The sequence below is a fragment of the Aquabacter albus genome (assembly GCF_040049275.1).
Taxonomy (GTDB): Bacteria; Pseudomonadota; Alphaproteobacteria; order Rhizobiales; family Xanthobacteraceae; genus Aquabacter.
The window spans coordinates 20155-34805 of record NZ_JBDZDT010000011.1; the positions used below are offsets into that span (position 1 = coordinate 20155).

Sequence of the window (14651 nt, forward strand, 5' to 3'; positions counted from 1 at the left end):
TGGCCGTGGCATTGCTGGCATGGGCGATGATTGCAGCCCCCTCGCTTCCAGCTTTCGCGCAGACGCCGCTGCCAAAACCGCGCCCGGGCAATGATGTCCCGACACCGAAGCCCGTCCCGAAACGCTCAGGGCCCGCAACCCTGCCGGCCACCCCTCCCCCATTGCCGCTGCCGCGGCCCCGCGAGCTCGAAAAGACGGAAGGTGCAACGGACGCCGGCGCCCCCAAGACCCCAGCCCTCGACGATACGGCGCTCGCGGCCTGCCTCGCGGATTTCGAGGCGCGGGGAGGCGAGGCGATAACCGAGCATGCCGCGCCGCCGACCGCTTCGGAAAAAACCTCCGAAGCGACGACGGGCGATTGCGCGATTCCCGGGCCGGTGACGTTTGCGCGGGTGAAACTGCCGGATGGACCGGTCGTGACCCTGGACAGCGCGGTGACGGTTCGATGCACCCTGGCTCTCGAACTGGCATCCTGGATACGTGACGACCTTGCCCCCCTCATCAAGCGGCACGGCACGGTATTGGCTCGGGTGACCGGGGTCGGAGGACATGCTTGCCGCCCGCGCAACGGTCAGGCGGGCGCTCAAATCAGCGAGCACGCGAGCGGCAACGCATTCGACCTTCTGGGCCTCAAGCTTGCGGACGGGCGGGCGATCGAACTTTCGCAGGCCGATGCGACCACCCTGGAAATCCGCGAAGAGGTGCGCAAGAGCGCCTGCGCCCGCTTTTTCACTGTCCTAGGCCCGGGCGCTGACAGCTCGCATGCGAACCATGTCCACCTCGACCTACGTCAGCGCCGCGGCGGCTTCCGGATGTGTCAGTGGGACGTGAAATAGGCCGGGAAGGCATACGCCCCCCCCGCTTTCCCCCTACCCGCCCAGCGTCCCTGCCACCACCCGCGCGACCTCGGCGATGGCCGCGTTGCTGTCGGCCAAAGGGGCCTTCGCGGTGGTGAGATAGACCGCGATGATCACTGGCGGCCGGCCGGTCGGCCAGGCGATGCCCACATCGTTGTAGGTGCCGTTCTCGCCGGTGCCGGTCTTGTCGCCCACCCGCCAGCCGGGGAGCCCGGCGCGCAGGCGCGTGTCGCCGGTCGTGTTGGCGAGGAGCCAGTCGGTGAGCTGCTTGCGGGAGGCGGCAGAGAGCGCGTCGCCCAGCACCAGGCGGCGGAGGTTCGCGGCCATGGCGGCCGGCGTCGTGGTGTCGTGCGGATCGCCGGGCGCCGCCTCGTTCAGCGCGGTCTCGATGCGGTCGAGCCGGGAGACGGGATCGCCGATCAGGCGGGCATAGGCCGTGAGGCCTTCCGGGCCGCCGATATTGGCCAGCAGCAGATTGCCGGCGGTGTTGTCGCTGAGGGTGATGGCCGCCGCGCACAGTTCGGCGAGGGTCATGCCGTCAGACACATGCTTCTCCGTCGCCGGAGAATAGGTCACGAGATCCGCCTTGTCATAGCGGATGCGGCGGTCGAGCGTCTCCTTGCCGGCATCGACGCGGGACAGCACGGCGGCGGATGCGAGCACCTTGAAGGTGCTGCACATGGGGAAGCGCTCATCGGCTCGGTAACCGGCGCGCGCATCGTTCGCGGTGTCGATCACGGCGACGCCGAGCCGGCCGCCGGTCCTCGCCTCGATGGCGGCGAGACGATCCGCAGGAAGGGCCAGAGGGCCACTGGCGGCGGCGTATCCGGGGCGCAGGAGAAGCGCGGCGCCCACGGGCAGGAGAGCCGCAAATTGTCGTCTGCCGATCATCATCGTCATGAGTCTTCCCCGAATGTGCGCCAGCAGGGTTCATGGTGCCGAACCGCCTGTCACGGCCCGGCGGCGGGAGCGCCATCACGTAAAATGATCGGGGCAGGAGGACGGCGGGACTTCGGCGCCCCGGTGTCCGTCCAGGCAAGCTATTGAGGCCGCAAAAAACCTAGGTCGCGAACTGGTCGCCGAAGCGCTTCCTCAGCCACTTTTCCAGCGCGTCCTTCAGCTCCTTGCCGCCATGCAGGGCCAGCTTCGAGCGGCGCAGGAGGATGTCGTCGGCCGAGCGCGCCCATTCATGGGCCACGAGATATTCCGCCTCCCGCTCATAAAGCGTGCCGCCGAGATGCTGCCCAAGGCCGTCCAGGCTGTCCGCGCCGTCGACGATCAGGCGCGCCCGCGTGCCATAGCTGTGGGCGTAGCGCGCGGACAGGTCTTCCGGCAGCCAGGGATTGCGGGCGCGGAAGTCCGCGAGGAAGGCGTCGAAATCAGCATCGGGCATGTCGCCACCCGGCAGCGGCTCACTCCCCGTCCACTCCTTCGGGGACATCTCCAGGAGCGGCCCGAGCTTCTCCATGGCGTGCTCGGCGAGCCGGCGATAGGTGGTGAGCTTGCCGCCATAGATGGTGAGGAGCGGGGCGTCTTCCGGCCCGCCGCTCGCCTCCAGCACATAGTCGCGCGTGACCGAGGCGGGGTCGGCCGCCTCATCGTCATAGAGCGGCCGCACCCCCGCATAGGACCAGACCACGTCCGCGGGCGCGATCTCCCGCTCGAAATAGCGGCTCACCGAGGCGCAGAGATATTCGGTCTCCGCCTTGGAGATGCGGACCTCCGCCGGGTTGCCCGCATACGGCACGTCGGTGGTGCCGATCAGCGTGAACTGCCCCTCATAGGGGATGACGAAGACGATGCGCTTGTCCGGGTTCTGGAGGATGTAGGCGTGCGCGCCCTCATAGAGCTTCGGCACGACAATGTGGCTGCCCTGCACCAGCCGCAGATGCTCCTTTCCGCTTTGTCCCAGGACCGTTTTCTGCACCTGCGCCACCCAGGGGCCGGCGGCATTGACCACGGCGCGGGCGCGGACCGTCCGGCTCTCCCCTCTGTCGTCGGTGAGGGTCGCGAGCCAGTGGTCCGCCTTGCGCTCGGCGCCCACGCAGGCGGTGCGGGTGAGGATGGTGGCGCCGCGCGCCGCCGCGTCCATGGCGTTCAGCACCACGAGACGCGCATCATCCACCCAGCAGTCGGAATAGATGAAGCCCTTGTCGTAATCGCCCTTCAGCGGCGCGCCCTCCAGGCTCGCCCGAAGGGAGATCTGGTGCGAGCCGTCGAGCTTCGAGCGGGCGGCCAGATGGTCATAGAGGAAGAGGCCGATGCGGATCATCCAGGCCGGGCGGAGATCCGCATTGTGCGGCAGCACGAACCGGAGCGGCCAGGCGATGTGGGGCATGATGCGCAGCAGGGTCTCGCGTTCCGCCAGCGCCTCGCGCACCAGGCGGAACTCGTAATGCTCGAGATAGCGCAGGCCGCCATGGATCAGCTTGCTGGAGACCGAGGAGGTGCCGCTAGCAAGATCGTTGCGCTCGCAGAGCACCACTTTGAGGCCGCGTCCGCTCGCGTCGCGAGCAATACCTGCGCCGTTGATGCCGCCGCCGATGACCAGCAGGTCGCACTCGTGATCTGGCTGCCCTTCACCGCCCACGGACCCGTCTCCCTTCCCGGTTCGCCGAGCGTCGCGCTCACGCGGCCCTCAGCAATACCGGATATAGAAGACATGGGTCTGACCGGCTATGGCCGGGCAAGGCGCTGCGGCTTCTGCGCACGGGTGATGCGCGTCTCAGTGCAGCAGGGAGAAGGCCGCGATCGACACGGCATAGATGGCGGCAAGGATCGCCGCCCCGCCGAAGTCCACTTTCGACGATGGCTGCTTCGGGTTGAGCCACCAGGCAAGGCGACCGCTCGCCCACGGCACCAGATAGGTCAAAAGGCAGATGCTGACCACATTGCCGATGAAAAGGGCGATCGGAAAGGAAAGGCCCGCCCATCCCATCAGAACAGGGACCTGCACTGTGTATCCGAACAGAAAGACCACCGGGTACAGCAGCATCAGAACGATCATGTTCTGCTTCCACACCGCCTGCTGGGGCTGGCCGCCTGAAGGCGTCGCAAACCACTGGTCGAAGCCGGCGCGGGCGATGCGGGCATGGAACTCCTGGGTGAACGGCTCCGCCTCGACCAGCAGGTCCTTCCGCTCGGGCGAATTGAGCCAGGCTTGGAGGTTCTGCTCGGAATCGAAGCGCAGGATCGACAGCCAGTCGTCCTGCACCCCGGGGATCGGCGGCTCGAAGCGATAGCCCTCGAAGCCCGGCGCCTTGCTCTGGGCCGCAGCCATGCGCTGCTCCCACGCGCGGTAGGCGGCTTCCTGCCCGGTCTTGATGCGGGTCGAGATGACCACCGAGACGGGGGACGGAAGCACGCCCGAGACGCCATCGGGAACGATATGGATGTCGTCCCGGCCGACCAGCATCGACTGCGCGCTGTTGATGCGCTCGAGCCGCTCCGGCGAATTGAGCCAGTTGATGGCGGCGGCGCTGCTCTCGAACCGCTGGAGGATCACCCAGTCCACCTGTGCCGGGGGGCTGGGGCGCATGACGGTCTGCCCGAGAAAGCCGGACAGCTTGTCGATATATCCGCTCGTCTCCTCCTGCCAGAGGGCGAAGGCCTCGTCGCAGCCGGGCCGCACCCGGGTCTGGACGACCACGGTGACGGAACCGGCTGGCGCAGAACTGGGCGCGGTCATGACACGCCTTGCAGGCGGTCGAAGATGCGGTCCGGGGTGAAAGGCAAGGTCGCGAAGCGCACTCCGGTGGCGTTGAACAGAGCGTTGGAGATGGCGGGCGCGATGGGATTGATCGCACATTCCCCCTGCGCCTTGGCGCCGAGCGGGCCGATGGTGTCGTAGGTGTCGGCGAACATGATCTCGTTGCGTGGCGCATCCGCGAAGCTCGGGATGCGGTAATTGCGCAGCGCCGCATTCTTCATGTGGCCGGTGTCGTCATAGTCCATGTGCTCGGTGAGCGCCCAGCCCAGGCCCATGATGATGGACCCGTTGATCTGGCCGCGGCACTGCATGGGGTTGATCAGCCGGCCGATATCGGCGGCATGCACGCTTTGCAGGATCTCGATGTCGCCGGTCACGCGGTGCACGGCAAGGCGGATGCCGTGCACGTTGAAGGCGACGGTGCGCGGCGAGAGATAGGCCTTGCGCTTGGCCTGGAAGCGGTGGCCGGCCGCCGTGCCGGTGGCGCGAAGCTCGGCGAGGCTGATGCGCTGGTCGCCGCTGACGACGGCGCCACCCTCCATCTTCCAGTCCTCGATCTTCGACTGGGTGATGCGGGCGACATAAGAGAGGATGTTCTGGCGCAGCGCCGTGGCGGTCAGCGTCACCGCCTGCCCCGCCACCACGGTGCCGGTCGAGGCGAAGGTACCGGTGTCGAACGGCGCCTTGTCGGTATCCGCATTGATGATGTCGATGTCTTCCGCGCGGGATCCGAGCACGCTCGCCGCGAGCTGGCGGTGCGAGGTCACCGAGCCGTTGCCCATCTCGGTGGAGCCCACCGCAAGATGGAACCGGCCGTCCGGCAGAAGCTCCATGACCGCGCCCGAGCGGTGCTCGGTGGGCGGGCCGGATTCCAGCATGGCGAGCGCGATGCCGGTGCCCTCGAGCCAATTCTCGCCTTCGGGCTTCGGGCGCCGCTCGCCCGTGGCGAGCGCGTTCTCCACCAGGTCCATGCACTGGTCGAGGCCGTAGCTGCCGAAATCCACGTCCGACGCCTCGCTCCAGACGGCCTCGATCCAGTCGTCCGCCGTGACCATGTTGCGCCGGCGCAGGGCGAACGGGTCGATCTTCAGCAGCTTGGCCAGATCGTCCATGGCGCATTCGATGGCGAAGGTGGACTGCGAGGCGCCATAGCCGCGGAAGCCGCCTCCCGGCACCATGTTGGTGTAGACGACGTACCCGTTCGCTCTCTTGTTGACGCAGCGATAGGCGCTCATGGGGCTGGCGAGGGAGGCCGCCAGCGTCTCGCTGGCATGGCCGCCATAGGCGCCGGTGTTCGACACGACCCGGATCTGGATCGCCGTCAGCGTGCCGTCGAACTTGGCTCCCAGCTTCACATGGGTGGTCATCTGGTGGCGCGTGCTGGCGCCGATGAACTGCTCCTCGCGGGTGAATTCCCACTTCACCGGCCGGCCGGTCTTCAAGAGGGCCAGGACGCAGAGATCCTCGGTGAGCATCTCCTGCTTGCCGCCGAAGCCGCCGCCGACGCGCTCCGTGAAGACGTGCAGCTCGCTCGGCCGCAGCCCGAAGAGATAGACGAGCTTCTCGTGGGCGATGAAGGGCGCCTGCGAGCTGGTGCGGACATGGATGCGCCCGTCCGCGCCCCTCCAGGCGATGGTGCCGTGGGTCTCCAGGTGCACGTGCTGGACGCGCGAGGTGGAATAGGTCCGCTCGTGGATCGCGTCGGCCTCGGCAAAACCCTTGGCGACGCTGCCCACTTCGCCGCCGATCTCGGCAAAGACGTTGCCGTGAGCCTCGCCGCCCTTGCGGTGCAGAACCGGCGCCTCCGGGGCCATGGCGAGTTCCGGGTCGAACACCGCCGGCAGCTGCTCATATTCGACCACCAGCGCGCGGCAGCCCGCTTCCGCCGCCGCCTCGGTCTCGGCGAGCACCGCCGCCACCTTCTGGCCGACGAAGCGAACCACATCGTCCAGAATGTAGGTGTCGTCGGGATCGACCAGATGGTCCTCGTGGGTCGCAGTGCTGTACAGCCGGCGCGGCACGTCTTCCCAGGTGAACACTTCCAGCACGCCCGGCACGGCCATGGCCGCCGTGCGGTCGATGCTGACGATGCGGGCGTGGGGATGGGACGAGCGCAGCACCTTCAGATAGGTGAGGTCGGCCACCTCCAGATCCATGGTGTAGCGCGCATGGCCGGTGACGATGCCCGGGCCGAAGGGGTTGGGCAGGCTGGCGCCGCAGGCGCCCCCGGCCACGTCCTCGCTCACATTGACCACGCCGTTGATGGCGTCATGGATCGCGCCGTAGCCCGTGCAGCGACAGAGATTGCCCTTCAAATTGCGCGGCAGGTCCGCCAACTGTTCCTCGTCCAGCGAGGCGATGGTCATGATCATGCCGGCGGAGCAATAGCCGCACTGGAAGGCCTGCGCGTCCAGGAAGGCCTGCTGCGTCGGGTGCAGCTCATTGCCCTTGGCGAGGCCCTGGATGGTGGTGACCTCGCGCCCGGCGGCCCGGAAGGCCGGCATCAGACAGGAATGGATAGGCGATCCGTCCACCCACACGGTGCAGGCGCCGCAATCGCCCTGGTCGCACCCCTTCTTGACGCCGAAGACGCCGCGATCGCGCAGGAAGGTGCGCAGGCACTGTCCGGCCCGCGGCTCGGCGGAAAAGCTGTGTCCGTCGATGGAATAGTTCATGCCACGGCTCCCGATCCGGCCAGCTCCGCGCGGATCTCTTCAGCGAAATGGTAGGTGAGGTGGCGCCGATAGGCCGGCAGGCCGTTCACATCGTCGAAATAGCCATCCTGGGGGATGGCCGCATCGATGGCGCGGCGCACATCGACGGCGCTGGGAGATGGGCCAAAGCGCAGTTGCACCGGGTGGAAGGTCGATGCGGTGATGGTCAGCAGCAGATCGCCATCCGGCCCGGAAGTGCCGATCAGGAGCGCGGCCGAGCGGCCGAGATGGGTCAAGGACGAGCGGCGGAACGCGAAGCGCTTGGTGAGGGCCGAAGCGGGCAGATGGATGCTGCGCAGCAGCTCGCCCGGGGCCAGGACATTGGCGCGGTTGCCGGTGACGAAGTCGATGGCGGCGACCGTCCGGGGCTCGGCGTCTCGGGGCCACAGGGTGTAGGTGCCTTCGAGCGCGGTGGAGAGGGAGATCATGGCCCCGGCCGGCAGGGACATGCAGATATTGCCGCCCACGCTCGCCTCATGGGCGATCTTGAACGACATGAGCAGCGCGCGGCAGCACAGGGAGAGAAGCGGCCCTGCCGTCCATTCCTTGGGAAACACCAGCTTGTCGAGATCGGCGATCCGCGCGGTCGCGGCAATGTCGAGCCCGTCCGCACTTACGGCCAGTGCCGGCCAGTCGAATGCCCTCAGGTCGATCAGCGTATCCAAAGCCGGCTGCGGCTCGGAGAACAGCCACGTCCCACCGGAGAGCCAGGCAAGGCCCTCACGCCAATGGGTTACATCAGCGGCCGAAGGCGGGCGCTCGATATGGCGAATGGTGTTGATGTCCATGGAAAGGCCGCTCTATCGCTATCGCGTAATGAGGTCCGAGAGCACAGGTTCCCGACGCGCCAATGACAGCGCGTCGGGACTCTTGTTCATTCAGGGCAGCTGCGACAGGGTGGCCGGGCCCGGGCCCGGCGTGATCAGCGTGGGCCACTGCTTGGAACCGAACGGCACGAGCGGCGGCAAGAACGGGGTCATGCCACGCTTCGTCGCATCCGCGATGATGGCGTCACGCGCATCGCCGCCCATCAGTTCGTAGTCCATCAGCGCATTGTTGCCGAAGAACAGACCACCCACGGTGCGGTCCGCAATGATACGGGTCAAAGACCCGAGCATGTCCTCCGGCGTGGTGGTGAAGGACACCGTCTCGATCAGCATGAGGCGGGTATTCATGGCCTCCGGACCGAAGAACTGGGCGAGGACGCTGAACAGGACGTTGTTCTGTCGGGCGACATAGATGGTGTTGCTCGCCCCATAGGTCTTGTCCCAATCCGCGCCGAGCATGGCCTTCCATTCGCTCATCACGCCCATCCAATGGTTCACTTGGGTCTGGGCGGCCCAGGCGATGCTCTTCTTCAGCTGCGGGCCCTGCTTCTTCGCGAACGCCTCCAAGGCGTCGAACGTGATGACGCCCTTCTTCAGGCTCTCATCCATGAACGCGATATTGTCCTTGAGGATCGCGATGTTGTTGGCGCGCCAGGCCTCCGGCATGGAGGTCTTGTCCAGGCTGTCGAGGGCGGACTGCATCTGCGCGCGGAACGCCTGCATGGGCGAAACCCAGCTCTGGTCGGCGGGCTTGTCGATATGCGGGCCGGCCAGGACCGAGAGCACCATGGTGCTGTGGCCGATGGACTTGAGGAGCTGATAGACCTCGGGAACCGGCGGCGCCTCAAGGCGCGGCATGCCGGGACGATAGAGAAGAAGCCGCCCGCCGGCCCCGGAAAAGAGGGCCAGGATCACGGGATGCTGGGCAAGTATATTGCTGGAAATGATGCGGCCTGAATCACCATAAAGGGCGAACATTGCCGTATTCAGCGCCAGAACATTCTGCGTCGCCGTCTCGCTCGCGCTGGGCACCGGGCCGCCGACGATGATATTCATGAAGGGTGGGGCGTCAGCCGCTGAAGCAAAATTGCTCGGAACCGCACCCGCCAAAGCAAGGCACACACTCGTAATCGCCGATAGCGACAACACATATTTTTTCATTTCAAGCCCCCGCCCGCTTTGCTCGAAGGCGCATGCCCACAAACTAAGTGTGTGAGATAGCGCGAAAAAATTCCCCAACAGCGGAAAAGTACTATACTTCTAAAGTCGGGAGTTAGGCGCCATGTCTCGCGGGGGTGGGCAGGAACTTGATCGTGCGTCTCACGGCGGCGCGGAGGCTGCCGGGGGTGCATTTTCCCAATGGACCACCGACGGTATCCCGGCAGCAGAGCGGCTCGATTATTGGCGCGAGGATGTCCTGCGACGCGTGGAGCCGCGCCGGGCGCTTGACACGGACCGCCCGTTCCAGGCCAGCCTCCGGCGCATCTCCGGCACGGTGGGCGAGCTCGTGGAGCACGCCTCCGACGGCCTTACGGCGGAGCGAACCGCCGCGCGCTGCGCCCGTGACGACTGCGACGACATCATCATCGACCTGATGCTCGAATGCACCAGCGCATGCCTCGAACAGCAGGGATCGCGCAGGGTGCGCAGCGGCGACATCCATGTCATCGACTATGCGCGCCCGAGCGAAATGGTCCGCTCCAGGCACCGCGCGATCGCCCTGATCCTCCCGCGTGCGCAGGTTTGCGCGGTTCTCGGCAGCGACCTGTCGGCTTTGGCCGGACGCCACTTTGCCGGCGCAGGCATGGCGGCTGTCCTCGGCTCCCACATGCGCGCATCCCTCGACAACGCACCCATGCTCTCCGCCACCCATCGCAGGCTGAGCGTGAACGCCGCCGTGGACATGGCGCTTGCCATGCTACAGGCGGAGCAGTGCGAGGCGGCTGTGACGGAGTGCTTTCCGCAGGGTTTCTATGCGGCGGCGACCCGCCTTATCGAGGCGACATGCACCGATCCCAGCCTCACGCCGGATGTGGTTGCGGCACGCCTCGGCTGCTCCCGTGCCGCCCTCTACCGGACCTTTGCGCTACATGGCGAGAGCGTGAGCGCCTTCATCTGGAGCCGGCGCCTCGATCATGCGCGGCGGATGCTCGCATCGGCGGCCTTTTCGCACCTTCTGATCTCGCAGATCGCCTTCCGCTGCGGCTTCCTCGAGCACCCCACCTTCAACCGCATGTTCAAGCGGCGCTACGGGATGACCCCGCGCGAGGCACGCCATTCGAGCCGGCGGGCACACGGCGACGCTGCCGGGGAGCCAGAGCGGCCAAACGAGCCAAGGCCCGGGGCGGATCACCGGCGAAGCCGCGAGGCTCAGCCTTAAGCAGCGCCATCATCAGGAATTCACGCCGCGCGGAAGCGCAGCGCGCAGAAGTTGGGGGGAGACAGCGATGAGTGTGTCGAGGCGGGGAATTCTCGAAGGCGTTGTGGGTGCCGGGGGCATCCTCCTGGCCCAAGCCTCCGTTGCGCAGGCGCAGACCGTGCCCAGCGCCGCCCCGTCTCCAGCACCGGCCCCGGACGGCGAAACCTTCACCATCGACCTGCTTGGCCAGCCCGATCATTTCGCCATGAACGGATGCTGGCTCAGGGAAGCGAATTTTCGCAATTTCCCTGCATCCAAGGGGATTTCCGGGGGCGTCATCACCCTCGCCGCCGGTGCGCTCCGGGAACTGCACTGGCATGCCAATGCCGCTGAATGGGCCTATGTCCTGTCCGGTCGCTGCCGCGTCAGCATCATCGACCCAAACGGCAAGTCCCAGACGCTGGATTTCGCTGCCGGCGACACATGGTACTTCCCGCGCGGCTACGGCCACGCCATCCAGAGCCTGGACGATAAGGCATGTACATTCCTGCTGGCCTTCGACAGCGGGGTTTACTCCGAATACGCCACGTTCAGCCTGTCCAACTGGCTCGGAAACATGCCGAAGCCCGTCTTGGCCGAAGCCTTCGACGTGCCGGCCGCCACCTTCGACGCCCTTCCCAGGAAAGGCGAGTTCTTCGCGACAGCCACGTCGCCGGGACCGCTGCCGGCCGAGCCGGCCTCCGGGAGCTTGAACGAAGGCCCCCTCTCCTGCCGCTACCCGCTGCGGGCGCAGCGGCCGAACGTGAAGCGCGACGGCGTGTCCATGACCATCGCGTCGTCGAAGGAGTTTCCCCTCTGCAAGACGATGACCAGCGCCCTCGTCCATATCGAGCAGGGCGAGCAGCGCGACCCACACTGGCATCCAAACGCCAATGAATGGCAGTACGTGATCTCCGGAACGGCGCGCACCACCATCTTCCTGTCCCCCGACCGGGTTGTCTCCTACGACCTGCCGGCGGGCCACCTGGCCTATGTGCCGCGCGGGTGCGGCCACTTCACCCAAAGCATCGGGACGGGCCCCTTGGAGCTTGCGGCGGTGTTTGACGACGGGATCTATGAATCCGTGGAGATGACGGACTGGGTGCGCTCGAACACCGCCGAACTTCTGGCCGCCAATCTCCGTCTCTCGCCGAAGGATCTGGAGCGGGTCATCAAATCCTGAAGTCGCCCCGCGACTGGGGATGGCGTTCAGGCGGGCGCTTCCCCCCTCGACACTGAGCGTGCTTCGGCGCGCACCATCCAGCAGGCGGCTGTGAAGCGGACTTCCGCTCCGTGCACATAGGGATCGAAGGCAGCGCGGACCGTGTCGATGACCCGGGCGCGCATCGGCGCGTCCGCCTCGTGGAGGATCGAGCCGAGGGGACCAAGCCGGGTTAGGTAATAGACCATCGCCGTCTCGGGCAGGGTGCAGGCGACATCGATGGGCCGGATCTCTGCTCCGCCCCAGCCGCTCTCCTCCAGGATGCGGTGGACCCGGTGCTGATCCGCGAAGGCGAATTGCCCCGGTGCATCCGGCGGGCGGGTGGGCATGTCGGGCAGAAGCGGTGCCGCAGCACGCTCGGCCGTAGTCATGAACGGATTTTCCGCGGCACTGCGCCAGGCGACGAAACGGAGCTCGGCATCGTTCCTTGCGGCGTGCCGCAGGTTCGCAAAGGCGCGGATGGGGTCCTCGAAGAACATCACGCCGAAGCGCGAGATGATCATGTCGAAGCTGGCAGGCGCGAAGGCGTGGGTCTGCGCGTCGGCGCGGATGAAGCTCACCGGCGAGCCCTCCCGCTCGGCGCGGGCGCGGGCGGCGGCGATCATCGGCTCCGAAATGTCGACGCCCACGCAGCGCCCGTTCGCGCCGAGCAGCCGCCCGACGGCAAGCGTCGTGCTGCCCGTGCCGCAGCCGACATCGAGCACCTGCCCTCCGGAGCCTGGGACGATCGCTTCAACGAGCAGTTCTTGAAACGGCTTGAGCATCTGGTCGAGCACGTCCTGTGCCTCGACCCAGGCCCGGCCGGCGAGGCCGTTCCAATGCAGCGCCTGCGCGCTTTCGGTCTGGCGTGCGTCATCCATGATCGCCTCCTCTGCTTGCCTTAAGAACGTGGAACCCGCACCTTGCCAGTTCAAGTCGACTTGAGGTCAAGAGGATGAGAGACCTGGATATAGCGCAGGTGGCGCAACGCTCCGGCGTCCCGGCCTCGACGTTGCGCTTCTATGAGGAGAAAGGGCTGATCGCCTCCATCGGCAGGCGGGGCCTGCGCCGCCTGTTCGATCCCGACGTGCTGGAACGGCTGGCGCTGATCGCCCTGGCGCGCGCCGCCGGCTTTGCTTGCGCTGGATGAGATCGCGCTCATGTTCGCGCCGGACGGGCAGCCGCGCATCGACCGGCAGATGCTCGCGGCCAAGGCGGAGGATCTGGACAAGACCATCCGCAAGCTGAGCGCCATGCGCGACGGCCTCAGGCACGCTGCCGCCTGCCCTACGCCAAGCCATATGGATTGCCCAACCTTCCGCCGCATCCTGCGCGCCGCCGCGTCCGGAGCGCGAACGAAAAAGGCGCCCCAGGCCGCGCTCGGTTAGGGCGCTTTACCCGTTGCGGCGTTCGCCCCGGAGCGTCGGCAGGCCGATGCCGGCGGCGTCGAACCCGCCGTCCACGGCGAGGATCTGCCCGGTGATGTAGCTGGCGCGATTGCTGCAGAGGAAGAACACCGCCTCCGCAAGCTCCTCCTCCAGGCCGTAGCGGTTCAGTGGAATCGCATCATGGTAGTCGGCGCGGATTTCCGGCGTGTGCACGGCCTTGGCCATGGCCGTCTCCACCGGCCCGGGCGCGACCGCGTTCACGCGGATGCCCATGGCGGCGAGTTCCACAGCCAGCTGCTTTGTGAGATGGGCAAGGCCCGCTTTGCTGGTGCCGTAGGCGGTCCGGAGCGTCGACGCCCGCAGCCCCGAAATGGATGTGATGTTGACGATGGCCCCTCCGCCATGCTCGCGCATCAGGGGCGCGGCGGCCTTGGTGCAGAGGAATGGGCCGGTGAGGTTGACGGCCAGGATGCGGCCCCACTCCGCGTCCGTGGTGTCCAGCAGCGGCTTGAATGCCGCGACACCGGCATTGTTGACCAGCGCATCCAGGCGGCCGAAGCGCGCCACGAGCGCCGCCATGGCGGACGCCACGGCCTGCGGATCGGACACGTCGCATTCCAAGCCGAGCGTCGTGTCCGGCTGCGCCAGGCCGTCCACGGATCGGCGCAAGGTCTCCCCGTCAATGTCGAGAAGCCCGACGCGCCAGCCCTCCGCCAGGAAGAGCTTGGCGACGGCAAGCCCGATGCCGCGCGCCGCTCCGGTAATGAGGGCGACCTTGTCCGGGGATGTCGTCATGCGGGAATCCATAAGTTTGCAGCCAGACTTCTTATAGCGCCTTGATTCCAGATGGAATCCCACCCTGCGCGCGGCTGTGCCGGCAGAGATGCCTTTAGGCCCCCAAGGCATTCTGGAGCCGTTACATCTTGCGACATTTCTCGTGGTGCTTGGCAAAGTTCTGCGAAAGGTGCCCACCACCCTTAAGGCGCACCAACCCCGGATGGCGCGATGGACCTAAGTTCATCCGCCTCCGCAGACCCCACCGGCCGGCACGCTCCCGGCTCAGCCCCGGCGGGCCGCCCCCCATCGCCCGCCGCGTGGAAGAGGATGTCTCATGAACGCCCTGCCGCTTGCCGTTGTCCTCGCCTTTCCGCTCGTCGCCCTCGCGCCCCTCTCCCATGCGGAGGACGCGGCGGAGGGCGAGCGCCTGTTCCGCACCCGCTGTGGAAGCTGCCACACCCTGGAAGCCGGACAGAACCGGGTGGGGCCGAGCCTTGCCGGACTGTTCGGGCGGGCGGCGGGCTCGGTGGAGGGCGCGCGCTATTCGCCGGGATTGAAAGCCTCGGGCATCACCTGGAACGAGCAGACCCTCGACACCTATCTCGCCAATCCCCGGATCGCGGTGACCGGCACCACCATGACGGTCTCCGTGGCCGACGCGGCGCAGCGCAGCGCCATCATCGCCTATCTGCGGGCACAGCCCACGACCCAGACGCAGTCCCCGGCCCCGGCACAGCCCACGGCCCAGGCACAGCCCACGGCCCAGCAATAGCCGCCGCC

General features: G+C 67.0%; 14 protein-coding genes. 6 read left to right on the forward strand and 8 right to left on the reverse strand.

Annotated features, from left to right (window positions below; genetic code table 11):
• Positions 1-5 precede the first annotated feature (5 nt).
• Positions 6-836, forward strand: a complete 831-nt coding sequence (locus ABLE91_RS24450; protein ID WP_348935104.1) for an extensin-like domain-containing protein — start codon at positions 6-8, stop codon at positions 834-836.
• Positions 837-869: 33 nt separating this feature from the next.
• Here the strand turns inward: ABLE91_RS24450 and bla are convergent, their stop codons facing one another.
• The 6 genes from bla to ABLE91_RS24480 form a co-directional block, all read right to left on the reverse strand.
• Positions 870-1757: a class A beta-lactamase gene (bla, locus tag ABLE91_RS24455; protein WP_510181993.1), complete on the reverse strand. Its 888-nt coding sequence runs from the start codon at positions 1755-1757 to the stop codon at positions 870-872.
• Positions 1758-1917: 160 nt separating this feature from the next.
• The gene (gene glpD / locus ABLE91_RS24460; protein ID WP_348935106.1) at positions 1918-3447 is read right to left on the reverse strand and encodes a glycerol-3-phosphate dehydrogenase; all 1530 of its coding nucleotides are present in this window, start codon (positions 3445-3447) and stop codon (positions 1918-1920) included.
• Positions 3448-3582: 135 nt separating this feature from the next.
• Positions 3583-4545 (reverse strand): antibiotic biosynthesis monooxygenase, encoded by a 963-nt coding sequence (locus ABLE91_RS24465; RefSeq protein ID WP_348935108.1) that lies wholly within the window; start codon positions 4543-4545, stop codon positions 3583-3585.
• Positions 4542-7241 (reverse strand): molybdopterin-dependent oxidoreductase, encoded by a 2700-nt coding sequence (locus ABLE91_RS24470; RefSeq protein WP_348935110.1) that lies wholly within the window; start codon positions 7239-7241, stop codon positions 4542-4544. Before ABLE91_RS24470 ends, ABLE91_RS24465 begins: the two co-directional genes overlap by 4 nt.
• Positions 7238-8068: an FAD binding domain-containing protein gene (locus tag ABLE91_RS24475; protein ID WP_348935112.1), complete on the reverse strand. Its 831-nt coding sequence runs from the start codon at positions 8066-8068 to the stop codon at positions 7238-7240. The genes ABLE91_RS24470 and ABLE91_RS24475 overlap by 4 nt, the downstream gene beginning before the upstream one ends.
• A gap of 90 nt (positions 8069-8158) precedes the next feature.
• Positions 8159-9163: a hypothetical protein gene (locus tag ABLE91_RS24480; protein WP_348935114.1), complete on the reverse strand. Its 1005-nt coding sequence runs from the start codon at positions 9161-9163 to the stop codon at positions 8159-8161.
• 226 nt (positions 9164-9389) lie between these two features.
• Between ABLE91_RS24480 and ABLE91_RS24485 the strand changes: the two genes are divergently transcribed.
• Both ABLE91_RS24485 and ABLE91_RS24490 read left to right on the forward strand, forming a co-directional pair.
• On the forward strand, positions 9390-10487 hold the full coding sequence (locus ABLE91_RS24485) for a helix-turn-helix domain-containing protein (RefSeq protein WP_348935115.1): 1098 nt from the start codon (positions 9390-9392) through the stop codon (positions 10485-10487).
• Positions 10488-10554: 67 nt separating this feature from the next.
• The gene (locus ABLE91_RS24490) at positions 10555-11688 is read left to right on the forward strand and encodes a cupin domain-containing protein (RefSeq protein ID WP_348935117.1); all 1134 of its coding nucleotides are present in this window, start codon (positions 10555-10557) and stop codon (positions 11686-11688) included.
• 26 nt (positions 11689-11714) lie between these two features.
• On the opposite strand, the gene ABLE91_RS24495 is transcribed toward ABLE91_RS24490, so the two are convergent.
• Positions 11715-12587, reverse strand: a complete 873-nt coding sequence (locus tag ABLE91_RS24495) for a class I SAM-dependent methyltransferase (RefSeq protein ID WP_348935119.1) — start codon at positions 12585-12587, stop codon at positions 11715-11717.
• 74 nt (positions 12588-12661) lie between these two features.
• Between ABLE91_RS24495 and ABLE91_RS24500 the strand changes: the two genes are divergently transcribed.
• Positions 12662-12856, forward strand: coding sequence for a MerR family transcriptional regulator (locus ABLE91_RS24500; protein ID WP_348935120.1), 195 nt, complete (start codon positions 12662-12664; stop codon positions 12854-12856).
• Positions 12857-12866: 10 nt separating this feature from the next.
• Entirely contained in the window at positions 12867-13094 is a 228-nt protein-coding gene (locus ABLE91_RS24505) for a MerR family transcriptional regulator (protein WP_348935122.1), read from the forward strand.
• 6 nt (positions 13095-13100) lie between these two features.
• On the opposite strand, the gene ABLE91_RS24510 is transcribed toward ABLE91_RS24505, so the two are convergent.
• A complete protein-coding gene (locus ABLE91_RS24510) occupies positions 13101-13889 on the reverse strand; it encodes an SDR family NAD(P)-dependent oxidoreductase (RefSeq protein ID WP_348935123.1) in 789 nt (262 codons plus the stop codon).
• 316 nt (positions 13890-14205) lie between these two features.
• Here ABLE91_RS24510 and ABLE91_RS24515 point away from each other — a divergent pair, with 316 nt between their 5' ends.
• The gene (locus ABLE91_RS24515) at positions 14206-14643 is read left to right on the forward strand and encodes a c-type cytochrome (protein ID WP_348935125.1); all 438 of its coding nucleotides are present in this window, start codon (positions 14206-14208) and stop codon (positions 14641-14643) included.
• Positions 14644-14651: the final 8 nt, after the last annotated feature.